This window comes from Limosilactobacillus vaginalis (genome assembly GCF_025311515.1).
Classification (GTDB): Bacteria; Bacillota; Bacilli; order Lactobacillales; family Lactobacillaceae; genus Limosilactobacillus; species Limosilactobacillus vaginalis.
In genome coordinates this window covers 857,229-882,350 of record NZ_CP104399.1, presented here as the reverse complement: position 1 = coordinate 882,350, position 25,122 = coordinate 857,229, and the positions used below count along the sequence as shown (strand labels likewise).

Below are 25,122 nucleotides of genomic sequence, written 5' to 3'. Positions count from 1 at the left end.
TATTAAATTTTACACTTATATTTTACAAGTAATTTTTCAAGCTGTCAACGCTTGACATTCTACTTACTGATCCTCTTTAAGAGTTTAACCTCATCTTGTTTCAGTTCTCTAAATTCACCAGACTGCAAGCCGTTGAGATCCAATGGACCATAGGTTTCGCGATGAAGCTTTATTACGGGATGGTGAATTGCATCAAACATTAGCTTAACTTGGTGGTAACGCCCCTCATGGATTGTTAGCTTGACTAAACTAGTCTGCTTTTTGTGATCAGTTTCAATTAACCGGCTCTTCGCCTTTTTGGTTAACCGTCCATTGACCTCAACCCCAATTCTTAATTGCTTCAGATCATTATTATTAACAATCCCCCGAACCTTTGCGATATATGTTTTCTCCACTTCAAATTTGGGATGCATTAGTCGATTGGCAAGCTCTCCATCATTAGTCAATAGTAGAATACCAGTTGTATCATAGTCCAACCTTCCTACTGGGTAGACTCGTTCCGCTACTCCTTCTTCCTTCAAAATATCCACAACGGTTCGCCGGCCCTTATCATCGTGAGCACTCGTAATGACAGAACGGGGCTTATTCAGCAAGTAGTAAACATGGGCCTCCCGGTGTAACGGAACACCATCAACCACAACTTCATCATGTTCACTAACCTTAATTCCCATTTCTGTCACGGTCTTTCCATTAACTTGAACGTGACCGCTAGCAATTAACTTTTCTGAAGCCCGTCGCGATGCTACTCCTGCTTCAGCCATTACTTTTTGTAGACGTTCCATTTTCTTCCTCCTGCTGTTTCTGTCGTGCCTGTAACGCTTCCAAGAATAAGTCACCATTCATATCATCTAAATCAAGATCTTCTTGTTTAGCTAATGGTGGTAAGTCCTTCAACGAAGATAAGCCAAAATAATCTAAAAAGCTATCCGTTGTTACATATAAAAATGGTCTTCCGGGAGCATCCAATCGTCCATGAGTATCAATCAGTCCCCGAACCATTAATTTCTGAAGTGAACCTGAACTTTGAACACCGCGAATATCATCAATCTCCAAACGAGTGATTGGCTGGCGGTAAGCAATAATCGCTAAAACCTCCAACAGTGCTCGTGTTAGCGGGATCGTCAACGGCACTTCAAAATAATGCTTAATAACCGGAGACAACTCGTGTTTAGTTGCTAGCCGATACGTATCGCCACTATTTAATAACACCAATGCCGAATCAGGATCGTTTTCATATCTTGTTTTTAGCTGTTGAAGCAATCCAAGCACAGCCGGCTTCATAAAACCAGTAATTTTTGCTAAGTCGCCTAACGTAATCCCTTCATCCCCACTAATGAAAAGAAGTCCCTCAATCTTGGCTAGGTTTGTTGGCTCGATATTGTTCACTCTTTGATCCCTCCACTAAAATAATCGGTCCGAATAGCTCGTCTTGATGAACAGAGATCGCCTGATGCTTAGTTAACTCTAAAACTGCTAAAAAAGTTGTTACTAGCTCATCACGGGTACATTGACCAGCAAATAGATCATTAAACCTCGTTGCTGCTTGCTTAACAGTTGTAAAGACCTGGTTCATCCGTTGAGCAACACTAATTTTTTCCGCTGCTACCGTCTCATGAACCGGTGCGGTTAACTGACGTCGCCTAAGAACATCTGCAAATGCTCGTTGAAGCTGTCCAAGGGTAACCCCAGGTTCAACGTGCTGAGCAATCATTTCAGTAGGAACATGCATTGCCGGCCTGGTATATTCAGCTTGTCGAAAATCAGCTTTATCTTTTAAATGAGCGGCTGCTTTTTGGTATCGTTGGTATTCTAATAGCTGTTTGACCAGTTCTTGCCGCGGGTCCGCTACTTCTTCATCTGATTCCTCTACCTCTTCTTCCGGTTGTGGTAACAATAAACGACTTTTTATATTCATTAATGTTGCCGCCATCACAAAATAATCACCAGCTACTTCAAGTTGGTGACTCTTCATTGCCCGTAAATAATCAAAGTATTGTTGAGTAATCTGCTCAATTTGAATATCATAAATATCCATTTTTGACTGACGAATTAAGTGTAACAAAAGATCGAGCGGTCCTTCAAAGCCACCAATCTTTAAGGTAGGCTGAAAAGGATACCGTGGGATCACTTCTTGATCATTTTTCATTATTTCGCTCCCAATTTGATATTAGTGGTTGTGTTTTTAACGTTCCCATTAAACGGCAATCTTGATATTGCTCATGAATTGCAGTTAATAACGCATAAACATTTTTTCCGGAGCGATCAGTTGGTGTAAAAGAAAGATGACGAACCAAGACATACTTTTCTCCTACTTCTATAACAATAATCCCAATGAAGTGATTATCTTCAGTGTCTTTCCATAAGTATATCTGGTAATTCTTATCTAAAGAAAACTTAATTGCGCTTGCTAGCTGATCGTAATCCCGTAACTCTGGAAGAAAAGATAGGAGACCCATTGCAATTTTTTCATAATCTTTCCGATATTTAACTAGCATACTTTCCCCCTTTGATTAATTCAAGCTCGTGGATGACAGCGACGATAAATTGTCACAAGTTCTTGGGTATTAAAACGAATATATGACTCAAAGCTTTCACGACCGGTTTCTCGACCAAGTAGCGTCTGAACTGCTTGCCAACTGGCACCATTTTTTAATAAATCTGCAGTAAAAGTATGGCGAAGAGTTTGCAATGTGATTTTCTTTGATAGGCCGGATTTTCTAACAATCTCCTTAAAGTTTTTCCAAACCCCCTGGCGCGTCATTTGACCACCACGAGCATTTAAAAAGACATAATCACTTGAATCACCTGCTGTTGCCCTAAGGTATCTTGCCAACCATTCCTTAGCTATTTTACCAAGAGGAACAATGCGTTGATGACGAGGATTATCTTGAAGCTGAAGAATTTGTAAATCAAAATGGACCTGCGAACGCTTTAAGTTTATTAGTTCACTAACCAGCATTCCCGTTCCATACATTAATTCTAACAATGTTCGGTCACGCAAACCATTAACTGTAGTTGTATCAGGGATCGCAAATAATTGCTCAATCTCCTGCTGGGATAATGTTACGGGGGCCTTCCTTGTTGCTACCTCTTCAAGATCAATATAGTCCATTGGATTTACCTGAACCTCATGCCGGCGTAAAAGATAGCGATAGAGTTGGCGAAGGCTTGAAATCGTCCTATTGATTGTGGTGCTAGCACGATCTTCACGTTTCATTTCAGCAATAACATTAATTACCGCATACTGATCTACTTCCTGCCAAGTATTAATCCCGCTAGCGGTAAAAAAGGCTGCACATCGTTCTAAATCGTGGCGGTAACTTTCCCTCGTATTTTGTGAACGCCCCTTTTGAGTCATTAAATAGTCAATAAAGTGATCAATTGTTTCCTGCATTGTCATTCTTCTTTTCTCGGAGAACTAATTGCCCTTCTTCTTCAGTTACTAAGTTGGCTTTCAAGAGGTGCCCGATTGCTCGCTTAAATTGTCCCTTACTAATCCCAAAGACTTCCCGAATTACGCCTGGATCGGTCTTATCAGTATATGGTAAGCGATGGTTTGGATTATGCTCTAGCATTGCAAGGAGCATTTTAGCATCCTCGCTAATTGCTTGATAAGCTCGTGGCTTAAGAGAAAGGTTCAACCCACCATGAGAAGAAAGGCCAATCACCCGTGCTTTTACTCGTTGACCAAGCCGTGGTTCCTGATCACGTTCACTTGGATGAATGTAACCAAGATGATAACCATCAGTTAATACAAAGGTGCCACTCATTTTTAGCCGATAAACCGTTGCATAAGCATCCCGATTCAACAACCGTTTATTAGGAGCAGTCGAAATAGCCTGATAAATTTGCTCATCTGCTAATTTGCCCCAAATCCGGTCCTTATCATCCACTTGAAGTGCAAGGAGAAGCCGATCGCCCGGTTGTGGCCACAGATGCTTTAATGATGGCAGATCATCTAATGAAACTGCAATATCCTTATTTGGCAAACCAATATCAACAAACACCCCTAAATCCCGGCGAACACTAACAACAGTCCCGTAATCATAATGATCTACCTGAACAGTTGGGATATGCTTACACGTCATTTGTAGTTGGTGATCTTCATTTTCGTAGACAAACCCCCGAACTTGCCCACCAATATGGAGAACTTGGGGACTCTCATCTTTCGGTAAGCGATATGTTTGCCCGTTACGGTCTGGTTGGATAAAGTAATCCTTTTCGTTTTCATCAATCATTACTGCTGTAACAACTTTTCCTAATGCTGAATTCATCAACTAATCCCACTTTCATTAATCCGATTTCATTTTACTAATAAATAATTTTACACGGCTCTAACTAATTTTACTAGTATTATAGGAAACAAAAAAAGAAGCTGAGAGTTTCTCTCAACTTCTTTTATTATTCTGATAGCTTTATAAGACTTAATTAGTCAATAGTCTTAATCCGCATCATGTTAGTAGCACCCTTAACACCCAAAGGTACACCGGCAACAACGATAATCTTGTCACCCTTCTTAGCAAAACCAAGTTCTACAGCCTTCTTGGCAGCCAAGTCGAACATCTTATCAGTATTGCTCATTTCATCAACAACGTATGGTTGAACACCCCAGTTGATCATAAGACCGCGTTCTACCCGTTCGTTAGGTGTAAGTGCAACGATGTCAGCGTTAGGACGGTACTTAGAAATCATCTTAGCAGTGTAACCTGAAGCAGTGTAGGCAACAATAGTGTGGATGTCTAAGTCCTTAGCTGCATTAGCAACGGCTGAACCGATTGTTTCAGTAACATCTGACTTGTCCCAATCAAATGTTTCAGTACCAAATTCCCAAAGGTGGTTTTCAGCCTTGATGTCAATAGCGTTCATCATTGCAACTGACTTAACAGGGTAGTCACCGTTAGCACTTTCACCAGAAAGCATGGTTGCGTCAGTACCGTCAAAGACAGCGTTAGCAACGTCAGAAACTTCGGCACGAGTTGGACGAGGGTTTTCTTGCATTGAGTCAAGCATTTGGGTAGCAGTAATAACTGGCTTACCTAATTCGTTACAACGCTTGATCATGTGCTTTTGAACAATTGGCACATTTTCAGCAGGAATTTCAACACCCATGTCACCACGAGGAACCATCAAACCATCAGAAACTTCAATGATTTCTTCAAAGTTGTCGATACCTTCTTGTGATTCAATCTTAGGGAAGATTTGAACGTCTTCCATGTTCTTTTCCTTAAGGAGTTCACGGATATCAAGAACATCTTGAGCCTTACGAACGAATGAAGCTGAAATGTAGTTAATCTTGTTATCCAAACCGAAGCGGATATCACTGCTATCCTTTTCAGTAATTCCTGGTAAGTTGATGGAAACACCAGGAGCGTTAACACCTTTCCGAGAACCAAGTACACCATGGTTAAGAACATGGCAAACAAGTTCCTTGTGTTCTTCATCCTTTTCGTCGATCAACATGTCAATCAAACCATCATCGAAGAGGACGTGGCCACCAACATTAGTATCATCGTAAAGGCCTGGGTAAGTAACGGCAATCTTGTCATGAGTACCTTCGATTGAAGGATCCATGGAAATACGAACCTTGTCGCCGATTTCGTAGTTAATCTTACCTTCCTTTTGAACAGTGGTCCGAATTTCAGCACCCTTGGTATCAAGCATTAAACCAACGTGCTTACCAGTAATTTCTTCGGCCTTCTTAACGTTTTCCATCCGACCCAAGTGTTCTGGGTGGTCACCGTGTGAGAAGTTAAACCGGAAAATATTTGCACCAGCATTAATCAACTTAACAATGGTGTCAACATCTGTACTTGCAGGACCAAGTGTACTTACAATCTTGGTTTTCTTCATAAATGAATCTCTCCTTTGCATTTATGCATCAACTGCGGTTTGCAATCGCATACCTCATTTGCACAGCCTTATGATAGCACTTTTTAAAATCCGTGTCTGTACTTTTTTGTGAAAAGATATCAAGAAAACGCTATCATTTAATAAATCTCATTAACTCTTAATTTTATTAACTTATTGAGGACTTTTCTGAAGGACAACATTGTCCTTGCCTAAAATTTTTATCAATCCCTGACGCGTTTCAGTTTGCGAATTCAGCCACCGTGATTGCGGTTGAATCTTTTTTTGGTCATTTTCAGGGTAGTAGATAATAACTGGAATAGGGCCCCGATGAGACGTCATAAACTGATAAAGCCGTTGCAGAACTTGCTGGTTGTCATTTTCTGGCAAAATCCGCAAGAACCACCGCTGTTGGGTATGGTGTTGGCGTTGACGCAATTCATTAGCGTCACGAATCTGATCAACAATTACCTGAAGTCCATGGCCCTCTCGTTGCTCCGTATGTCCATTAATCATTACTACCTGATTACTCTTCAATAATGATTGATATCGGGTATATTGTCGCGGAAAGACCGTGGCCTCAATTTCACCAGTTTGATCTGTTCCTGATAGGAACGCCATTTGACGATGATCCTTTTTAGTGTGAATTGTTTTCACCCGGTTAATTAACATTAATATCGTAACGGTTTGACCAGGACGGAGCTGACTTGCTGGTTGGACTCGATACTTAATTGCTAGATCTTGATACTGGGTCACCGGATGTCCTGAAAGATAAACTCCTAAATATTCATTTTCCTTTGCTAAGCGCTCCGTTAACGGATACTCTTGGCGAGCAGCGATTGTGGACTGCAATTCCGGATCTGCTTCCAGCTCATTAGTACTGCTAAATAATTGAATTCCGGAGATCAGCATTGGTAACGCATCAATCATTTCAGCACGGTTATAGCCGAGATCATCAAACGCACCTGCATAAATCAACGGCGCAATTAATTCCGGCTTTTGCCATTTACTAGCTAAGCGAGAAATGAAATTGCGAATGTCCTTATAGGAACCATTTTGCTGTCGTTCTTGAAGAATTTCACGAATAAAGTCACGACGAAGCCCCTTTATAGCAGTCAAGCCGAAGAATAATTGATTCTGGGATAGTGAAAACTGCTGTTGGCTTTCGTTAATCCGGGGGCCCACTAGCTTCACGCCTGAACGACGGGCATCCTGAACATGCATCTTTAATTTATCAACATTCGGTTCGGCATTCATCAACGCGGTAAAGAATTCTGCAGGATAATTAGCTTTTAGGTAAGCCATTTGGAAAGCCATCTTTGAGTAGGCAACCGCGTGTGATCGATTAAAGCCATAGTTAGCAAACTGGTCAATGTAGTTAAAAACCCGTTTTGCCAATTCTGCCGAATAACCATTTGCTTGGGCGCCATTCATGAATTTAGCCCGCATCCCCTCCATTGTCGCACGCTTCTTCTTACTCATCGCACGACGCAAAAGATCGGCTTCACCCAAACTAAATCCTGCCATTACCGATGCCAGCTGCATTACCTGTTCCTGGTAGACTAAGATGCCATACGTTGCCCCCAAGATTGGTTCTAGTGATGGATCAGGCAACTGGTAATGCTCTTTTCCCTGTTTACGAGCAATAAAGTGAGGAATATTCTCAAGCGGACCTGGTCGATAAAGTGCATTGACCGCAACAATATCTTCAAAACTATCAGGCTGAAGATTAACTAATACTTCCCTAATTCCCGCTGACTCAAATTGGAATACACCATCAGTCAACCCTTTTTGGAAAAGAGCTAACGTTTTAGAATCCGCTAATGAGATCTTTGAAAGATCAAACTGTGGATTTCGCTGACGAATTAATTTTAGGCTATTGTCCATTATTGAAAGATTTCGCAAGCCAAGGAAATCCATCTTTAATAGCCCCAATGCCTCTACGGTATCCTTTGGGAACTGAGTCATCAATAACCCTTCACTCCCGTTCTGCAGAGGAACAATTTCATGAAGCGGCTTCTCGGATAAAACAATCCCCGCTGCATGGATTGAGTAATGGCGAGGAAGTCCTTCCAATTTTTGTGCCACTCGGTATAGTAATCGGTATTCTGGGTGATCATTCAGAAGGTTGCGTAACCGCTGGGATTCTTTCAAGCTCCCTGCCAGACTAATGTGCAAGCCATGGGGGAGTGCTCCTGTTAATTCATTAATTGCGTAACGATTTAATCCAAAGACCCGACTTACATCACGAATAACCTGTTTGGCTGCTAGTGTCCCAAAAGTAATAATTTGGGCAACTCGATTATGTCCATACTTCTGGTGGACGTATTCAAGAACCTCACTTCGCCGATTATCAGGAATATCAAGGTCAATATCCGGCATTTGAGCTCGTTCAGGATTAAGAAACCGTTCAAATAAAAGATTATATTGCAGCGGATCAATATCAGTGATTGCTAAAGCATACGCTACTAATGATCCTGCGGCTGATCCCCTTCCCGGATCTGTTGTAATTTTTGTCCGGTGAGCAAAACGCATTACGTCCCAAACAATCAGGAAATAGTCATCAAATCCCATTTCATGGATTACTTTTAGTTCCTTAGCTAACCTTTTTTGGTAGTCAACTAGTTTTAAGCCTGGCGCAATCTGCCGTTTTTTTAGCCCTTCAATACATAAGTAACGAAGATATTCAGCAGAAGATTTCCCCGTTGGCGTATCAAAGTGCGGGAGAATTGGCTGCTTAAATTCAAAGTCAATATTACATTTTACTGCAATTTCAACCGTCTTGTCAGCCGCTTGCTCAAGATTAACTGCTTGGTAGGCCCTTAAAATATCTGCCTGGGGTTGAAGGTAGTCCTTTCCAAGTTCTTTAGCTTTTTCTTCAACTTTTTCTAACTGAGTATTAGCATCAATTGCCTGAAGGACCTTACTGGCAAACAAATCATCTGCATTCAAATATTCGACTGGACTGACCCCTACTAGTGGCAGGGAATGACTCGCTGCTAGCTGGGTCAATGTTGAGCGTTGAATTTGGTCTAACTGGGGATTAATTCCTAAAAGGAGACTATCCTGATCAGTGCTTTCGTGAAGAAGATTAACAACTGTATCCTCGGCCTTTAACCAACTAAAAACTGTCGATTGTGGTGGAATAATAACGTATAGCGACGAAAGAAACGGCTTAATCTGTTCAAAAGTTAACGGAAGCGTATCACGATCACTCGTTTGTTGACGAGTGGAAAGCTCCATTAAATTTTGGTACCCTGCGCGATCTTTAGCCAAAAACAGCAATTCCAGGTTAGTCCCGTCAACATTGTTTAACGCAATTGTTAATTGCAAGCCGATTACTGGTTTAATACCTGCTTTTTTAGCGGCGTTGTAAAAATCAATTGCCCCATATAAGACGTTCTTATCAGTCAATGCAATTGCAGAGTAGCCGCGTTCTTTTGCAGTTGTGACCAATTCATTAATGCGAATTGGACTTCTTAACAGAGAAAAGCTACTTTTTACTTGGAGCGGTACAAAATCCACCTTGATTCATCCCCCTTTCATTAAGAAATTATAACAAATGTCGTTAAATAATGCTGTGAAAGGCTAGCGAGATTATTTAGTAAGTGTTAAAATTATTTTAATTGAGATGGATAAGGAGATGTTCCGAGTGAAACTATTAGAAGCAAACATCGGTGCTGGTGTCATTGCTCTCATTTTAGGTGAGATCTTAGCTTACATTGATAGCCAACTAGAAACAATGACCCCAGATTACCTACTGACTGGTATTTTGGCCGTTGTATTCGGTTTAGTTGCCGCTAACTGTGTATACTTCATCACACGAAAAGCTGATCCATCAAAAAACTAATTTCTAAAAGAACTAATAAAAAGAACCAGGAAGGCTAGCTTTCCTGGTTCTTTTTATTATGCCGCCCCGCTAAGTTTTTGTTTAACTAGAGCACAGCAATAAATTCCAACTTCAATCACCGCAATAAAGAAACTAACTGGCCAATTAGTTAAGTAACCAAGAAATAGCCCCAACCAGGTTCCTAAAAGAGAAAAGAGGATCGCTAAACCGATCATCTTAGCAACTCCATGAGTGAAATATTTCGCACTAGCTGCCGGTAGGGTTAATAAGATAAAAATTAACAACGAACCAACTATTTGTGCTGCCACACTCACGCTCAGCGCTAAAACAATTAAGAAAATAACTGAATATAGTGCAGCATTAAGTCCGCTTACTCGTGCACCAATAGCGTCAAACGAAGTGAACTTTAACTGGCGGTAAACTGCAAAGATTATTAAGATAACAACGATAGATAGGTATATTAATTGCCAAACCTCAGTTAGGTTAATCCCGACAACACTTCCAAATAAGATATTAGTTGCTGAACTAGCATTCGCACTACTTAAAGAAAGAAAAAGGATTCCCAAGCCGATAAAAAGAGCGGAGACTGCACTCGTTACTGCTTCACGGCGGGATTCTTTAATACTCATTTGACCAACAAGAATCGAACTAAGCATTGTGAAAAGGATCATTCCGTTTAAGACCGGCCAGCCAATAAAGACGGCAAATGCTCCTCCGGCAAAGCCAATTTCCGACAAGGTATGAGTTAAAAAGGAAAGGTTTCTGGCAACAACAAAAACACCAACAAAGCCGCTAACTATTGCAATAAAGGTACTAGCAACAAAGGCATGCCGCATAAAACTAAGCGTTAACATTACTCAGCCTCCTTTTCTGGGCGAGGAAGTTCATTAATTGGACCGGTCAAATAACCATCCCCGGTCATTTGAAGAAAACGGGTTCCATAATGCTGGGCCAGGTCCCAATCATGAGTAACAAACATTACGCTTAACCCCTGCTGTTGAAAGCGGGTAACAAGGTCCAACAATTCATACTTCATTTCATTATCCAAGCTTGCAGTTGACTCATCAAGGATTAGTAAGCTAGGGTTGGGAAGCAGTGCCTGAGCTAAGTATGCCCGCTGCTTTTCACCACCTGACGCTAACCCTAGCGGCCGGTCAGCAATCTTTTGCAAGTTAGTTTGGCTAATTATTTCGTCCACACGCTGGCGTTCACTCGTTCTCAACCACGGGAGAAAGCTATGTTGAACATTCAACGCAATAAAATCGCGAATTGAAAGCGGATATTCCTGATCAATATTCCGGAATTGCGGAACATAGCCAATTTTGGTTTGCGGACTAATTATTATTTCACCCTTTTGCGGCTTAATAAAACCCAACATTGAGCGAACAAGGGTTGTTTTACCAACCCCATTTTCACCGATAACTACAAGAAAATCTCCCTGATTAATATTAAAGCTTAAGTTATCAATTACTTGATGATTACCATAGGCAACCGTTAAATCATTAACTGTAACAATTGACATTTTTACTTTTCTCCCTGCTGAATTCGTGAAAGATTCCGATATTGCGAAAGCATCCATTCCTGATAATTTTTAGCATTATTTGGCTTAGTTTCTGTTACCTTAAGCACCGGAACATGATTTTTGCGGGCTAACTTTACTAATCCATTAACGACATGATCACTAGTTTGAGAATTTTCGACAAAAAAGGCGATCTCATGATTTTTTATTACAGATTGTAGTTGTTGAATATCGTGTGGCGATGGATCATTACCATCTTCAATTGCTTTTTCAAAATGCTGATCCACTACCTGGTAACCAAGCGCTGCTAATGAATAATCAAAGACTGGCTCACTAACCGCAACCTTATTATTTCCCGAGTTAACATTTGCCTTAATTTTTGCGATTTCTTGATCTAACGGCTTCAAAGAATTTATATACTCTTGAGCGTTTTTCTGATAGTAATCACGGTGAGCCGGATCAAGTTGACTATACTGATTAGCTAATTGTTGGGCCAATTTCTTCATCGTTGCTGGTTCATACCATAAGTGCTCATTGTCACCCGAGTGTTTTCCCATTAATTGGCCAACATTAATCACTTTTTGCGAATGACGATGACTACTAGATTTAACAACCTTGTTTAACCACTCATCATAACCTAAGCCATTTTCAACCACCACGTTAGCATCCCCTACTTGTTTTGCCTGAACGGTTCCTGGTTGGTAATCATGAGGATCAACCGAGGCATTATCAATAATTGACGTTACCTTACCGTACTTTCCAGCAACCTGCTTAGCTGCTTCCCCATAAAAATTGAGACTAGTTACTACCTGAATCGGCTTTTTATCAACATCGTGCGTCTTAAACGGGATCCAAGACAAGACTAAAATAACAAGTAATAGACTAACTAGGCACCCCACACCGATAAAATATCTCTTCATTCTTCTCTCCTTTAAGAGTAATAATTACTATTAAGAACAATTGATATCTTACCGAACTATCTGCTTAAATGCAAGGTTAAACTGAATAATTACTAAAAAAGGTGAGAAAACGCGAAATGTTTTTCTCACCTTCTATTGATATTTATTAATTTCTGAACTCACCGAGTCCAATTGCAAGCGTTATTTGTGTACTGTATTGTCCGTAATGCCAATTTCTAATAAATATTCATTAGTTTGAACTATTTAATTCATTAATCTTAAGAAGAACATCCAGTGCCTTTTCCATTGTTTGCAGGGAAACATATTCAAATCGACTGTGCATATTTTCTCCACCGGCAAACAGGTTTGGTGTTGGTAAGCCCTTATAAGAAATAGTTGAGCCATCAGTACCACCACGAACCGGATAGATTACTGGCTTAATATCTAATTCTTCCATCGCCTTTTTGGCAATTTCAACTGACTCCATTTTCCCCTCTAAAGCATCTTTGAGGTTATAGTATTGGTCGTACAGGTTCATGCTGATTCGCTTACTACCTAATTCAGTATTTAAGCCATCAACGATCCGTTCTAATAGGTGCTTTCGTTCTTTAAAGGTTTCCCGATCATGGTCACGGATAAGGTAAACCATCCGTGCATGATCAACACTACCATCAAACTTATAGAGGTGGAAGAATCCTTCTCGTCCTTCAGTTTTTTCAGCCCGTTCATGAGCTGGCAAACTATTGTGAAGATCGATTGCAACTTGAATGGCATTAACCATTGTTCCCTTAGCGACTCCAGTATGAACATCCTTCCCAGAAATTTCAATTTCTGCTTGAGCAGCGTTAAAGGTTTCATACTCCAATTCGCCTAATGGACCGCCATCAACAGTATAAGCAAAGTCAGCGCCAAAATCGTTAACGTCGAAGTGATCAGCCCCAGTACCAATTTCTTCATCTGGTCCAAGCCCAATCTTAATCTCACCATGCTTAATTTCTGGATGCTTCATGTAGTAAGCTGCCATTGTCATAATTTCGGCAACTCCTGACTTATCATCTGCGCCAAGTAAGGTTGAGCCATCAGTCGTAATCAGTGTATCACCCTGATAATTCTTTAGATTAGGAAATTCTGCCGGTGATAATACAAATTCACCATCATCATCCAATTGAATATCGCTTTGACCATCGTAATCTTCAACAATTTGTGGATTAACATTATGCGCATTGAAATCTGCCGTATCAACGTGGGAAATATAGCCAATTGTTGGAACATCATGGTCTAAGTTACTTGGAATTGTAGCGTAAACATAAGAACACTTAGGGTTTATGTGAACATTACTTAACCCCAAATCTTTTAGTTCTGTTTCTAATTCCTTTAAGAAAGCCGTTTCCTTAGGGTCAGAAGGAACAGTATCTGAATCAGGATTAGAACGGGTTTCCGTCTTTACATACTTTAAGAAGCGTGGCAATAAGCCTTCATATTTTTCTTCTGTCATTATTAATTCTTCCCTTCATTATTAACCATAAAATTAAACGGATCAGTATTTATCTTATTCTGAACAATGGTAAAGTCCCACTTATTTTCCTGCTTCCATTGTTCAAAAAGTTTAGCCAAGCGTGGTTCACAAATTGCCTCAATATGATGGCCGGGATCAACTACCATTAAATGATTAGCAACCATATCATGACCGAAATGATAGGTAACGTCTCCCGTAACATAAGCGTCTGCGCCTTTCTTCACTGCACTTTGCCAGAAGTCTTGACCAGCACCGCCAAGAACTGCGACCCGGTGAATTGGCTTATCCATATCCGTTGGTGCAGCTAACCACCGTAACCCATTAACATTGAAGATTCGCATACAATACTGAGCAAATTCTCTGACAGTCATCGAACCATTTAATGTTCCAATTCTTCCCATCCCAACTGGTTGCCCAGATACAGGATCAGTGCCGGCTTCAACAAGCGGTTCCAAATTAGTTAGCCGTAATTTAGCCGCTAACCAATCATTCATTCCTCCGTTAGCTGTATCTAAATTAGTATGAGCAGCATACACTGTAATTCCATGGCTAAGCAGTTGCGCATACATTTCATTTTGCGGAATTCGAGTATTCAAATTCTTTGCGGGATGAAACATTACCGGGTGGTGAGCAAAAATAAAATCGACATCTTGCTTAATTGCTTCCTGGACAACTTCTGGTCGAACATCAAGAGTAGTCATTAATCGTTTAATCGGTCGATCAGGATTCCCTAATTGCAATCCGGGGTTATCCCAACTTTCCGCCAATTGCGGACTCGCAAATTGTTCAAAACGCTGAATCAATTCATTTCCTGTCGTCATTAATTAAGGACCTCCTTTATCAAGCTAATGTATTCCTCCTGTTGCTTAATTTTAGCAACTGGTGGTTTACTAGCTTGTTTAACTTGTTGGAGGACACCTTCCTGCCGTTGCAACTCATCCTGCCACTTTTTGGTAAATACAGGAGAATGCTGTTCAAGCAAGAACGGTCCAAAAGTTAATTCATACTTACTATAGCGAAAAGGAACAGTTGACGGTTCAGCAACGATCACCTCATAAATATGACCATCTTCGGCAACCATTCTTTCAGCCATAATCTGAAATTGATGGTTCATTAACCATTCTCTTAAACGAGCCTCACCAACATTCGGCTGTAAAATTAATCGGGTTACCCCAGCTAATTTTTCCGGATGAGCATCCAGAATTTGGGTAATTAATGCTCCACCCATACCAGCAATTGTAATTGTATTGATGTGATCGCTATCTTTAATTGCTGCTAGCCCATCAGCTAGTCGTGCTTGAATAATCTTTGCTAAGGCTAGTTTTTTAATCTCGCTGACGGCATTTTCATAGGGACCCCTTACAACTTCACCAGCAACTGCATATTCAATCTGACCTTGCAATGCTAATGCTGCTGGCAAGTAGCCATGGTCTGACCCAATATCGGCTACTCGTGCTCCTTGAGGAACAAATTTAGCAACCGTTGTTAAACGCTGGGATAAATTTTGTGCATCCACTATACCATTTCCTCTCAACATTTCTTTATATATAAGTATAGCAAATGTTTAACCAAAGAGGAGGACAACAATAAAGCCAAAAATGACTTTATCATTATCCTCCCCATTAAATTTCAGCCTAATTATTAACTAATTCAATTCTTTTACAAACTTACCAATCCGGTTAAGAGCCTCTTTAAGATCCTCATCGGAAGAAGCATATGAAAGACGAACATAGCCTTCGCCCCCAGCACCAAATGCACTTCCTGGAGTAACGCCGACTTTCGCTTGATGAGCCAATTCAGTAGCAAACTTAACATCATCCTTACCAAATGATTCTGGAATCTTAGCAAAGATATAGAATGCTCCTTCTGGTGTTGACATTTCGAAACCGAGAGCGCGTAGTCCAGCAACAACAAAGTCACGACGCTTTTCATAGGTCTTACGGAATTCAACCGGATCTTCCTGACCATTATTAAGCGCCTCAACAGCTGCTGCCTGAACATTGTCAGTGACAGTCGTTACCAAGAAGGCGTGCATCTTACCAATACTTCCCATAATCTCTTGGGGACCGGCAACGTATCCTAAACGATAACCAGTCATTGCATGAGACTTCGATAGTCCTGAAATGAAGATTGTTCGTTCAGGAATCATTGAGGTTAATGAATAATGTTTAACCCCGTAAACAAGATCACTGTAAATTTCATCAGCGATAGCGTACAAGTGATGTTTTGCTATTACCTTAGCTAACCCTTCCAAAGTTTCTTGAGGGTATTCACGACCAGTAGGATTACTTGGGTAGTTTAGGAGAACCGCACGCGCACCATGGCCTTCCTTTTGCAATACCTCTTCAAGTTTTTCAGGGGTTAGCACAAAGCCGTCTGCTGAAGTATCAACTTGAATTGGGGTAGCACCGGTCATTGCTACTAATGGGAAGTAAAGCGCAAATACTGGCGTTGGAATAATTACCTTATCACCAGTATTTAATAATGCAAAAAGGGTTGATGCTAATGCTTCTGTCGCACCAACGGTTACCACAATTTCACTTTCAGGGTCGTACTTAACGCCACGAGTACGCTCAACATACTTAGAAATCGCTTCAAGTAGTTCTGGTTTCCCCATTTGTGGTGCATAATGGGAATCATTATCTTGAATACTCTTAATCGCAGCTTGTTTAACGTGCTCAGGGGTATTCATATCTGGTTCACCAAGGGTTAACTTAATGATTCCGGGAATATTAGAAACTGAGCGATCAAATGCCCGGATCCCAGAGGGCGATGTTGCAGCTAATTTATGGTTAATAGTACCTGTTAAATCTGATGACAACTTTGGCATTATAATGGTTCCTCCTTGTTAACAATTGAACATTATAAATATAATTAAGTTTAAATCCTTAAAACTTAAACAATTTAAGTGTACTGTGTAAGTTATCCTAAAGTCAAGGTGATTTTAATCTTTTTCTTAGAATTATTTAATTTAATAGGCATTTGCTTAAAATTGATTAATAAAATAAAGTTTTAAAAGGATTTAAAAACAAAAAGGAGCAGAAAAAATAAAATATTCTTCCTGCTCCTTTTATTTACCAATAGTTTCCGAACTTACAGAAACTAATTACGGGAATCCAAATAGGCTCACTTCGTATCGTAACTGAGGGACTCGAGCCTAATTACGAATGACTCTGATGATTTCATCATCATTCATCGTTCTAGATTAGTCAACCGTCCCTCCGAGAAAGTTAATTCCCAGCTTCCATTATTCAAGAAAATCCTTTAACTGCTTTGAACGAGATGGGTGGCGTAGTTTCCGTAATGCCTTAGCTTCAATCTGCCGAATCCGTTCACGAGTAACACCAAAGACTTTTCCAACTTCTTCAAGTGTCCTGGTACGACCATCATCAAGACCAAATCGAAGACGAAGGACGTTTTCTTCCCGGTCGGTTAATGTATCAAGGACATTTTCCAGTTGCTTCTTCATCATTTCATAAGCAGCATGATCGGCTGGACTAGTTGCATCCTGATCTTCAATAAAGTCTCCCAAGTGTGAGTCGTCCTCTTCACCAATTGGTGTTTCAAGGGAAACCGGTTCTTGAGCAATCTTAAGAATATTTCTTACCTTTTCAGTTGGCATATCCATTTCAGCACCGATTTCTTCTGGAAGTGGTTCACGCCCCAAATCCTGAAGCAGTTGTCGCTGAATCCGGATCAGCTTATTAATCGTTTCTACCATGTGAACCGGAATCCGAATGGTCCGCGCTTGATCAGCAATGGCCCGAGTAATCGCTTGACGAATCCACCAAGTAGCATAAGTTGAGAACTTGAAGCCCCGCCGGTAATCGAACTTTTCAACGGCCTTCATCAACCCCATGTTACCTTCTTGAATCAAATCAAGGAATTGCATCCCCCGACCAACATACCGCTTAGCAATGGAAACAACTAACCGTAAGTTGGCTTCAGCAAGTTCTTGTTTAGCTTCTTCATCGCCTTGTTCAATCCGGAGAGCAAGAGCAACTTCTTCGTCAGCACTTAACAGGTTTACCCGACCAATTTCTTTCAAGTACATCCGTACTGGGTCATTAATCTTTACTCCAGTTGGAGCCGAAGTATCCTTCATCGCTTTTTGGGATAGCTTTTCGGTGGCCATTAATGCTCGCGGATCAGGATCACCGTTTTCATCAACAACACTGATTCCTGAATCTTCAACGTTTTGAAGTAGGTTATCAATCCCGTCAGCATTCAATTCAAATGGTTTAGCAACAAGTTCGGTCAGATCATCATACTTAATGTGTTTGCGCTTCTTGTAAGTACGAATTAACTTACCAACAGCGGTATCATACTTTTTTTGATCGAAGTTATCACTATTTGAAATGACGATTTCTTTCTTTTTGCTTTTTGCCATATTAATTGGTCTCCTCCGCTTTTAATTCTTGTTGCTTCTTTAAAAGTTTTATTAACTTCATTGTTAACTGGGTTGCTAGTTCACTGTTATTTAATGAACTAGCTTCTCTAATCTGTGATTGCAGTTCTTTGATCTTTTGTGACAAGGGAATCTGTTCCTGAATCAATTGAACACAATCATCAATAAGTTGCATATTAACTACATCATCAACGTTTAACTGCTCAATTTGACCAAGAGTTGAACGTAAGCTATCTTCCTTAAGGTAATCCATTAATCCGGCAGCTGAATACTCCCCATGCTCAGAAAAATAACTCTCCGCTAATAAGTATAACGTTTGATAGCGTTCATGTGCAAAGTGAAAATCATTTATTGCCGCTACATGATCCCAAACTTCCTGATCATGGAACATGTACCTTAATAGTAACTGCTCTGCTAGCTCAGTCCGCTTAATGGGATTCCGCTGTAGTGCTGGCGAACTAGCCGGTCCCGGCCCCACCGAAAATCCCGAAGAACTTCCCTCATTTTGCGGTAATGATGCTGGTTGGGAGTGGCGTTTTCTTCCTCCTAAACGCCGACTAATATCTTGTAATTGACTCTTTAACGTTGCCTTATCAAGATCAAACTCCTTAGCAAGCTGCGTAAGGTACATATCCTGTTCCAATGACGACGAAAGAGTGGCTAGAAGCTTTAGGGATTGTTCTAAGTACGAAATCAGCTCGGTTTGGTTGTTAAGGTTCTTATTCAACCGATAAAAACGTAAATAAAAATCAACCGGTGTTTCTTCTTGATCAACTAGATATTTGGCAAACTTATCAGCACCATTTTGTTGAACATATTCATCTGGATCGATTCCTGCTGGTAATTGAACGACACGTAGTTGCATTCCCTGTGGCTGATGATCCCGAAAAAGTGTCACTGCGCGATCAATCGCGTTCTGACCAGCAGAATCACCATCATAGCAAATATCGACTTGTCTAACTGCCCGGCCAAGAATGCCAACCTGTTCTTCAGTCAGGCTCGTTCCCATCGAGGCAACACCATTCTTAGCTCCAGCGCTATAAGCAGAAATAACATCCATAAACCCTTCAAAAAGGTATATTTTTGATGTTCCCCGAGCCTCCTTGCGAGCAATATCAAAATTAAAGAGGGTGCGACGCTTATTAAAAATCGGTGTCTCGGGACTATTTAAATACTTGGGCGTGTCTGCAGGTACTTTACCGATTACCCGCCCAGAAAAGCCAATCACCCGACCATTTTGGTTACGAAGTGGGAACATCACCCGATCGACAAACCGGTCGTGAAGGCCGCCATTATTATCTTCTACAAAAAGACCTGATTTTCGTAACAACTGATAATCATTGATCTTTTGCTCCAAAAACGGCTTCAAAATTCGTTGTTCCGGAGCAAATCCTAGATTAAAGTCATTAATTAGCTCATCGGTCATCCCCCGCCCTTTCAAATACTTTAAGGCTTGAGCACCAGCAGGAGTATTCATAAGAATATGATGGTATAGCTTTGCGGCCTCTTCATGCATTACCATCAACTTACCATTAGGAGTATTATTCTCTTGGTGAATACTTCTATCACCGTTATTGAGGTATTGAGAAGGTAGATCAACATTAGCCAGTTGGGCGACTTCGGCAACGGCCTCTGTGAACGGAATATGTTTTAATTCCATTAAAAATTGAAACACGTTTCCCCCACGGCCACAACCAAAACAGTAAAAAAATTGTTTCTGTTCGTTAACGGAAAAAGAAGGAGTCTGCTCCTCATGAAATGGACAAAGGCCAACAAATCCCTTTCCTGATTGGTGTAATTGTACATAGTGACCAATTACATCACTAATATCCACGGAATCACGAATTCGATCGATGACCTCTGATGGTATTCTTGCCACTAGCTGACACCCCCACTAATACTAGAACAGCTACGAAAGGCCGCAACCCCTGCGGAATGCGACCTCCATAACTATTTAGCCAAAATTAACTAATATATATGATACCACAAGTCATCAATAATACAATCAAAAAGGCTTATTTAACAATCAGTTTATCTAAGTTACCAATCAGGTACGTTTGCCGAGCAAGAATTCCCAGCTGAGTCAAACGATTATTCTTTACATTTTCATCCTTATCCATGATCATGTTCTCATCGAAGTATTCACTAATAATCGGTGCCAATGACCGTAGAGCAGCAAAGTTATCTTCAACCGTTCTTTGTGAGCTCTTATCAACTAAGTCGTTAACGGCATCGTAGAGCTTCTGTTCTGATGGGTTTTGGAATAAGCTTGGGTCAACCTTTACGGAAGAGTCGTTATTCCCCTTCTTAGCAATCCGTAATACCCGAGTTAATGCTTCAACAACACCCTTGAAGTTTTCATCGTCATGGTGAGCTTTGATTGCATTTGCAGCATCCAGAACGTTTTCAATATCAGCAGATTGGGTATCAGTAACAGCATCAATCACATCATGTTTCATGTGTTGACCACTCAATAACTGGTGAATCCGATCCATAAAGAAGGAACGAACCTGAGCCGCATTCTTGCTAATGTCAATATCAACATCCAGTCCAGCCTCATCAAAGGCCTTAACAATTTCTGGCTGGATATTTAAGAGCGGTAAATGCCAATTGCGGTCAGCAATAATCCGCACAATCCCAAACGCTTGACGTCGTAATGCATATGGATCATTGGAACCACTTGGAATCATGTCAACAGCAAAGAAGCTCATAATGCTATCAAGCTTATCAGCAATTGCTAAGGCAGCGCCAATCTTACTCTCAGGTAGATCTCCTTCAGCTGAAACCGGCATATAATGTTCCCGAATTGCTTGAGCAACAGCAGGCTTTTCACCGAAGAGCTTGGCATAAATTTCACCCATGACACCTTGTAATTCAGCAAACTCACCAACCATTTGAGTTGTTAGGTCAAACTTATAAATATGCGCTGCCCGATCGAGATCAGCTAATTCTTCGTCACTAAAGTTCAGCCGTTTGCCAAGAACTGCTGCAATTACAGCAACCCGTTGCATTTTATCGTACATCGAACTGATCTTATCATGGAAACTAACCCGCTTTAATCGTTCAACGTATTCATCAATACTAATCTTTTGGTCCTCTTCATAGAAGAATTTAGCGTCTTCCAACCGTGGTACCAAGACCCGTTCATTCCCCTTAATCACATTTTCTAGGTAGTCAGTATTACCATTACGAACTGCAATAAAGTTTGGTGAGAGATTACCCTCGTGATCACGAAGATAGAAGAAACGTTGGTTATCCTTCATTGAAGTAATTAAAACGGCATTCGGCAGAACCAGGTACTTTTTATCAAATGAGCCAGCAAAAGCGGTTGGCCATTCAACTAAGTTATTAACTTCTTCTAGTAAGTCTGGATCCGTATCAATTACCCAATCATTAGCGGAAACAATCTTATCAATTTGTTTCTCAATTAACTGCTTACGCTTTGTCTGATCAGCGATTACAAAATCATCATGCAATGACTTTTCGTAATCAGTTGCTTGTTTTAACTCAACCTCATGGCCAAGGAAACGGTGACCACGAGTAATTCGTCCCGCTTCAACATCAAGAATCTTAAACGGAACCACTTGGTCGTTCAAAAGAGAAACCAACCAGCGAATTGGCCGGATAAATTGAAGGTTATTGTATCCCCACTTCATCAAGGTTGGGAAGTTCATTGAAGTAATTACGTCTGGTAGTCCTTGAAGAACTTCAGCTACTGGCTTACCACTGATATGCTTTTCAACAAAAACATATTCAACGCCCTTGACTTCCTTAAATTCAATATCGTCTACCGATGCACCTTGTCCACGAGTAAAGCCAATTGCAGCCTTAGTCCAATTGCCGTCTGCATCTTGAGCAATCTTCTTTGCGGGTCCCTTTACGGATTCATCGACATCAGGTTGCTTGTCGCTTAATCCATGGATCAAAAGGGCTAGCCGCCGTGGGGTTGCAAATTCTTGGATCTCGTCAAAAGAAATCCGTTGTTCCTTAAGGTAATTAGCTACCCGTTCATGTAACTGCTTAATACTTGGCGTTACCACATGGGCAGGCATTTCTTCAACACCGACTTCTAATAAGTATGAGTTAGCCATGTTACTTGTCCCCCTTTTGAGCTTTCTTTGCTTTTTTAGCAGCTTGCTTTGCAGCCCGTTGCTTAGCTTTTTCAGCTTTCTTTGTGTACTCGTCTAAGGTCTTTTGCCGAAGCTTTTCATCATGAATAAGTGGGAAGCCTCGTTTGCGTCGTTCCTCAACGAAGGCCTTGGCAATCGACTTGGCCATGATCCGGATCCGGTGAAGGTAACCAGCACGTTCCGTAACGGAAACTGCACCACGAGCATCTAATAAGTTAAAAGTATGGCTACATTTAAGAACATAGTCATATGCAGGGTGAACCAAACCAAGCTTAATTAGGCGTTTTGCCTCAGTCTCATAATTATTGAACTCTGCTAGTAACATATCCTGGTTACTTTCTTCAAAGGCATACTTTGAATGCTCGTATTCTGGTTCCTTAAAGATATCACCATAGAGCACCCCGTCTGCCCATTCGAGATCGTAAACAGAATCAACGTTTTGAATATATTCGGCTAGTCGTTCAAGACCATAAGTAACTTCGGCAGCCACTGGATTCATTGGTAATTCACCAACTACTTGGAAATAGGTAAATTGGGTAACTTCCATCCCATCAAGCCAGATTTCCCAACCAACACCGGCACACCCCATTGAAGGGTTTTCCCAGTTATCTTCAACAAAACGAATATCATGCTCAAGCGGATCGATTCCCAATTCACGTAAACTTCCTAAGTAAAGGTCCTGAATGTTATCAGGAGACGGCTTCATAATTACTTGAAATTGGTGGTGTTGGTACAACCGGTTAGGGTTTTCACCATAACGACCATCAGCAGGACGCCGCGATGGTTCAACGTAAGCGGCATTCCATGGTTCGGGACCAATTGCCCGTAAAAAGGTATATGGACTCATTGTCCCTGCCCCTTTTTCATTATCATAAGCCTGCATTAACATGCAACCTTGTTTTGCCCAGTACTTTTCAAGTGTAAATATAATATCTTGAACACTTAACTTATCAGACATATTGACTCTTCCTTTCAAAAAAGTCCCTGTAGAAACTAGTCTGCGACTAATTTCTACAGGGACGAATTAATTTCGCGGTTCCACCCTGCTTTTTTGTATTACTACAAAACAGCTTAGTTAATACAGCTGCTAAAGTGCCCCACTAATAGACTAACTCAAAGGCTTGCACTCTCCCTTTGTCGCTTCACATTAGCCATCATTAGTTTTTTCTTTGTCGTTGCTGTAAATATATTTTTATACGTGACTTATGATAGATAAACATTTCCTAAATGTCAATTACTAAATCACTATTTTTTTAATTTCTCTTCCCACTGCCCCATTTGACGAATGAATTTTTTACTTTTTAAATTCAAGCCAACTTCATTATCATACAACGAGTCCAGCACAAATTGCAGTCGGCGTTTTGTCGTAGAATTAATCTTAATGGAATTGAGCTTTTGAAGGTTTAAAGTTGAAAAACGTTGCAAATAATAAACTGTTCGCTGATCAAGGTGCAGCCGTCGCTCGTCAAGATGCCAATGATTTCGACAAAGCATTCCCCCATACTGCTCAGAAAAATCTAACGGCAAATCATCACGACCACAAATAACACAACGATCCCAGGTTGGCGCAACTCCAAAGCGAACTAGTAATTGTGTTTCGATCACATTGGCAATTACTTGCTCATCAAGGCCGCTGTTTATCAGGTCAAGAGCTGCTGCAACCTGGTTAAACCAGCCGCCAATCCCCTGACCATCCTGAAATGCACTGTCGACTAACGCCAATATGTATGTAGCATATGCATTTTTACTAATATCACTGGCAATGGAACGATACTGACTGGTATCACTTGCAGTATTAATAAAACTCAATCCATTATCAGTTAATGAACCAATATATTCACCATGAGTAAAAGGCAAAATATCTGCAGCCAGCCGAAATCCCCGTTTTTTTGCTCCCTTAACAAAGAACATTGCCGGACCAATCTTATCAGTTAAGATTTTTACTAGGAGATCCCGCTCACGATAATCACGGCGAAACATTATTATTCCCCTAAAATCAGTGGTAATCCGACTCATTGGGGCTCATCCCTTCAATTAATAATCCTTATTACGGTAACCATAATCTTTAAGCATTGCTGACTTATCTCGCCAATCAGGGACAACCTTTACCCACAATTGAAGGAAGACCTTATCGCCCAAAAGGTGTTCAATATCTTGCCGGGCCTTGGTGCCGATCTTTTTCAGCATTTGTCCCTTCTTACCGATAATAATTCCCTTCTGCCCAGGACGTTCAACAATAATATTGGCAGAGATGTGAACATGCTCATCATCTTCCCGTTTAACAGAGGTTACGTCAATTGCTACTGAATGGGGAACTTCTTGTCGAGTTAATTCAAAGACCTTTTCCCGAATCATTTCCGCAATTACAAACCGTTCGGGGTGATCGCTAATTTGATCGCTAGGGTAATATTGTGGACCATTAGGCAGGGTTTCAATTAACTTATTAATTAGTGGGCTAACATTATTTCCCTGAAGGGCTGAAATTGGGTAAATTCCGGCAAACGGCAATGCATCTTTATACTGTGCAGTTATTTCTGGCAAGTCATTTGGGTTAACCTGATCAATCTTATTAATTACCAAAAAGATTGGCTGCTTAACGTTCTTCAACCGGTTAATGATAAAGTCATCTCCCGGGCCACGATCCTCAGTAGCTGAAACCAGGTACAATACAGCATCTACTTCATCAAGAGCTGACAAAGTGGACTTTTCCATAAAGTCACCCAGTTTTGTTTGTGGTTTATGCACTCCAGGAGTATCAATGAAAACTATTTGAGCATCATTAGTAGTATAAATTCCCTGGATCTTGTTCCGGGTCGTCTGGGCAACATTACTCATAATCGCAACTTTCTGACCAACTACGTAATTCAAGAACGTTGATTTACCAACATTTGGTCGTCCAATCAAAGCAACAAAGCCGGACTTATAATTTGGATTATCCATTCTTTTTTCTTCC

At 40.8% G+C, this 25,122-nt stretch carries 22 protein-coding genes; 1 reads left to right on the top strand and 21 read right to left on the bottom strand.

Going from position 1 to position 25,122, the window contains the following annotated elements; genetic code table 11:
• Window positions 1–59: 59 nt before the first annotated feature.
• From N4627_RS04300 to dnaE, 8 genes are all read right to left on the bottom strand, one after another.
• Window positions 60–782 carry a pseudouridine synthase gene (locus tag N4627_RS04300; RefSeq protein WP_003717011.1) on the bottom strand — a complete coding sequence of 241 codons (723 nt, stop codon included), beginning with the start codon at window positions 780–782 and terminating at the stop codon, window positions 60–62.
• Window positions 754–1,386: an SMC-Scp complex subunit ScpB gene (gene scpB, locus N4627_RS04295; protein ID WP_260965055.1), complete on the bottom strand. Its 633-nt coding sequence runs from the start codon at window positions 1,384–1,386 to the stop codon at window positions 754–756. Before scpB ends, N4627_RS04300 begins: the two co-directional genes overlap by 29 nt.
• A complete protein-coding gene (locus tag N4627_RS04290; RefSeq protein ID WP_260965054.1) occupies window positions 1,349–2,146 on the bottom strand; it encodes a segregation and condensation protein A in 798 nt (265 codons plus the stop codon). Before N4627_RS04290 ends, scpB begins: the two co-directional genes overlap by 38 nt.
• Window positions 2,136–2,495: a hypothetical protein gene (locus tag N4627_RS04285; RefSeq protein ID WP_003717008.1), complete on the bottom strand. Its 360-nt coding sequence runs from the start codon at window positions 2,493–2,495 to the stop codon at window positions 2,136–2,138. The genes N4627_RS04290 and N4627_RS04285 overlap by 11 nt, the downstream gene beginning before the upstream one ends.
• A 20-nt stretch (window positions 2,496–2,515) precedes the next feature.
• Window positions 2,516–3,400, bottom strand: a complete 885-nt coding sequence (locus N4627_RS04280; protein ID WP_081446182.1) for a tyrosine-type recombinase/integrase — start codon at window positions 3,398–3,400, stop codon at window positions 2,516–2,518.
• Window positions 3,378–4,274: a CvfB family protein gene (locus tag N4627_RS04275; protein ID WP_003717006.1), complete on the bottom strand. Its 897-nt coding sequence runs from the start codon at window positions 4,272–4,274 to the stop codon at window positions 3,378–3,380. The genes N4627_RS04280 and N4627_RS04275 overlap by 23 nt, the downstream gene beginning before the upstream one ends.
• 154 nt (window positions 4,275–4,428) lie before the next feature.
• A complete protein-coding gene (gene pyk / locus N4627_RS04270) occupies window positions 4,429–5,850 on the bottom strand; it encodes a pyruvate kinase (protein WP_260965053.1) in 1,422 nt (473 codons plus the stop codon).
• Between the two features lie 171 nt (window positions 5,851–6,021).
• Window positions 6,022–9,372 (bottom strand): DNA polymerase III subunit alpha, encoded by a 3,351-nt coding sequence (dnaE, locus tag N4627_RS04265; protein ID WP_260965052.1) that lies wholly within the window; start codon window positions 9,370–9,372, stop codon window positions 6,022–6,024.
• A 118-nt stretch (window positions 9,373–9,490) separates the two neighbouring features.
• Between dnaE and N4627_RS04260 the strand changes: the two genes are divergently transcribed.
• Window positions 9,491–9,697, top strand: a complete 207-nt coding sequence (locus N4627_RS04260; protein WP_040531151.1) for a DUF2929 family protein — start codon at window positions 9,491–9,493, stop codon at window positions 9,695–9,697.
• Between the two features lie 56 nt (window positions 9,698–9,753).
• On the opposite strand, the gene N4627_RS04255 is transcribed toward N4627_RS04260, so the two are convergent.
• The 13 genes from N4627_RS04255 to era form a co-directional block, all read right to left on the bottom strand.
• The gene (locus N4627_RS04255) at window positions 9,754–10,551 is read right to left on the bottom strand and encodes a metal ABC transporter permease (protein WP_003717002.1); all 798 of its coding nucleotides are present in this window, start codon (window positions 10,549–10,551) and stop codon (window positions 9,754–9,756) included.
• The gene (locus tag N4627_RS04250) at window positions 10,551–11,219 is read right to left on the bottom strand and encodes a metal ABC transporter ATP-binding protein (protein WP_098044591.1); all 669 of its coding nucleotides are present in this window, start codon (window positions 11,217–11,219) and stop codon (window positions 10,551–10,553) included. Before N4627_RS04250 ends, N4627_RS04255 begins: the two co-directional genes overlap by 1 nt.
• 2 nt (window positions 11,220–11,221) lie before the next feature.
• Entirely contained in the window at window positions 11,222–12,136 is a 915-nt protein-coding gene (locus N4627_RS04245; protein WP_098044592.1) for a metal ABC transporter solute-binding protein, Zn/Mn family, read from the bottom strand.
• A 229-nt stretch (window positions 12,137–12,365) separates the two neighbouring features.
• The gene (gene pepT, locus N4627_RS04240; RefSeq protein WP_003716999.1) at window positions 12,366–13,610 is read right to left on the bottom strand and encodes a peptidase T; all 1,245 of its coding nucleotides are present in this window, start codon (window positions 13,608–13,610) and stop codon (window positions 12,366–12,368) included.
• Between the two features lie 2 nt (window positions 13,611–13,612).
• Window positions 13,613–14,452 (bottom strand): Nif3-like dinuclear metal center hexameric protein, encoded by an 840-nt coding sequence (locus tag N4627_RS04235; RefSeq protein ID WP_003716998.1) that lies wholly within the window; start codon window positions 14,450–14,452, stop codon window positions 13,613–13,615.
• On the bottom strand, window positions 14,452–15,147 hold the full coding sequence (locus N4627_RS04230) for a tRNA (adenine(22)-N(1))-methyltransferase (protein ID WP_040531149.1): 696 nt from the start codon (window positions 15,145–15,147) through the stop codon (window positions 14,452–14,454). The genes N4627_RS04235 and N4627_RS04230 overlap by 1 nt, the downstream gene beginning before the upstream one ends.
• A 129-nt stretch (window positions 15,148–15,276) precedes the next feature.
• Entirely contained in the window at window positions 15,277–16,461 is a 1,185-nt protein-coding gene (locus tag N4627_RS04225; RefSeq protein ID WP_003716996.1) for an aminotransferase class I/II-fold pyridoxal phosphate-dependent enzyme, read from the bottom strand.
• 417 nt (window positions 16,462–16,878) lie between these two features.
• The gene (gene rpoD / locus N4627_RS04220) at window positions 16,879–18,021 is read right to left on the bottom strand and encodes an RNA polymerase sigma factor RpoD (protein ID WP_003716995.1); all 1,143 of its coding nucleotides are present in this window, start codon (window positions 18,019–18,021) and stop codon (window positions 16,879–16,881) included.
• Between the two features lies 1 nt (window position 18,022).
• A complete protein-coding gene (gene dnaG, locus N4627_RS04215) occupies window positions 18,023–19,918 on the bottom strand; it encodes a DNA primase (RefSeq protein WP_040531147.1) in 1,896 nt (631 codons plus the stop codon).
• A gap of 136 nt (window positions 19,919–20,054) precedes the next feature.
• Complete coding sequence (gene glyS, locus N4627_RS04210; protein ID WP_260965051.1) at window positions 20,055–22,130, bottom strand: glycine--tRNA ligase subunit beta; 2,076 nt, start codon at window positions 22,128–22,130, stop codon at window positions 20,055–20,057.
• Window position 22,131: 1 nt separating this feature from the next.
• Complete coding sequence (gene glyQ, locus N4627_RS04205; protein WP_003716992.1) at window positions 22,132–23,127, bottom strand: glycine--tRNA ligase subunit alpha; 996 nt, start codon at window positions 23,125–23,127, stop codon at window positions 22,132–22,134.
• Between the two features lie 287 nt (window positions 23,128–23,414).
• The gene (recO, locus tag N4627_RS04200; RefSeq protein WP_003716991.1) at window positions 23,415–24,185 is read right to left on the bottom strand and encodes a DNA repair protein RecO; all 771 of its coding nucleotides are present in this window, start codon (window positions 24,183–24,185) and stop codon (window positions 23,415–23,417) included.
• An 18-nt stretch (window positions 24,186–24,203) separates the two neighbouring features.
• Window positions 24,204–25,109, bottom strand: coding sequence for a GTPase Era (era, locus tag N4627_RS04195; protein WP_003716990.1), 906 nt, complete (start codon window positions 25,107–25,109; stop codon window positions 24,204–24,206).
• Window positions 25,110–25,122 lie beyond the last annotated feature (13 nt).

Coding starts and splice junctions, on each gene's coding strand:
- N4627_RS04300 (WP_003717011.1), bottom strand. CDS start 782: ATGGAACGTCTACAAAAAGTAATGGCTGAAGCAGGAGTAGCATCGCGA.
- N4627_RS04290 (WP_260965054.1), bottom strand. CDS start 2,146: ATGAAAAATGATCAAGAAGTGATCCCACGGTATCCTTTTCAGCCTACC.
- N4627_RS04285 (WP_003717008.1), bottom strand. CDS start 2,495: ATGCTAGTTAAATATCGGAAAGATTATGAAAAAATTGCAATGGGTCTC.
- N4627_RS04280 (WP_081446182.1), bottom strand. CDS start 3,400: ATGACAATGCAGGAAACAATTGATCACTTTATTGACTATTTAATGACT.
- N4627_RS04275 (WP_003717006.1), bottom strand. CDS start 4,274: ATGAATTCAGCATTAGGAAAAGTTGTTACAGCAGTAATGATTGATGAA.
- pyk (WP_260965053.1), bottom strand. CDS start 5,850: ATGAAGAAAACCAAGATTGTAAGTACACTTGGTCCTGCAAGTACAGAT.
- N4627_RS04260 (WP_040531151.1), top strand. CDS start 9,491: ATGTTCCGAGTGAAACTATTAGAAGCAAACATCGGTGCTGGTGTCATT.
- N4627_RS04255 (WP_003717002.1), bottom strand. CDS start 10,551: ATGTTAACGCTTAGTTTTATGCGGCATGCCTTTGTTGCTAGTACCTTT.
- N4627_RS04250 (WP_098044591.1), bottom strand. CDS start 11,219: ATGTCAATTGTTACAGTTAATGATTTAACGGTTGCCTATGGTAATCAT.
- N4627_RS04245 (WP_098044592.1), bottom strand. CDS start 12,136: ATGAAGAGATATTTTATCGGTGTGGGGTGCCTAGTTAGTCTATTACTT.
- pepT (WP_003716999.1), bottom strand. CDS start 13,610: ATGACAGAAGAAAAATATGAAGGCTTATTGCCACGCTTCTTAAAGTAT.
- N4627_RS04235 (WP_003716998.1), bottom strand. CDS start 14,452: ATGACGACAGGAAATGAATTGATTCAGCGTTTTGAACAATTTGCGAGT.
- N4627_RS04225 (WP_003716996.1), bottom strand. CDS start 16,461: ATGCCAAAGTTGTCATCAGATTTAACAGGTACTATTAACCATAAATTA.
- rpoD (WP_003716995.1), bottom strand. CDS start 18,021: ATGGCAAAAAGCAAAAAGAAAGAAATCGTCATTTCAAATAGTGATAAC.
- glyS (WP_260965051.1), bottom strand. CDS start 22,130: ATGGCTAACTCATACTTATTAGAAGTCGGTGTTGAAGAAATGCCTGCC.
- glyQ (WP_003716992.1), bottom strand. CDS start 23,127: ATGTCTGATAAGTTAAGTGTTCAAGATATTATATTTACACTTGAAAAG.
- recO (WP_003716991.1), bottom strand. CDS start 24,185: ATGAGTCGGATTACCACTGATTTTAGGGGAATAATAATGTTTCGCCGT.
- era (WP_003716990.1), bottom strand. CDS start 25,109: ATGGATAATCCAAATTATAAGTCCGGCTTTGTTGCTTTGATTGGACGA.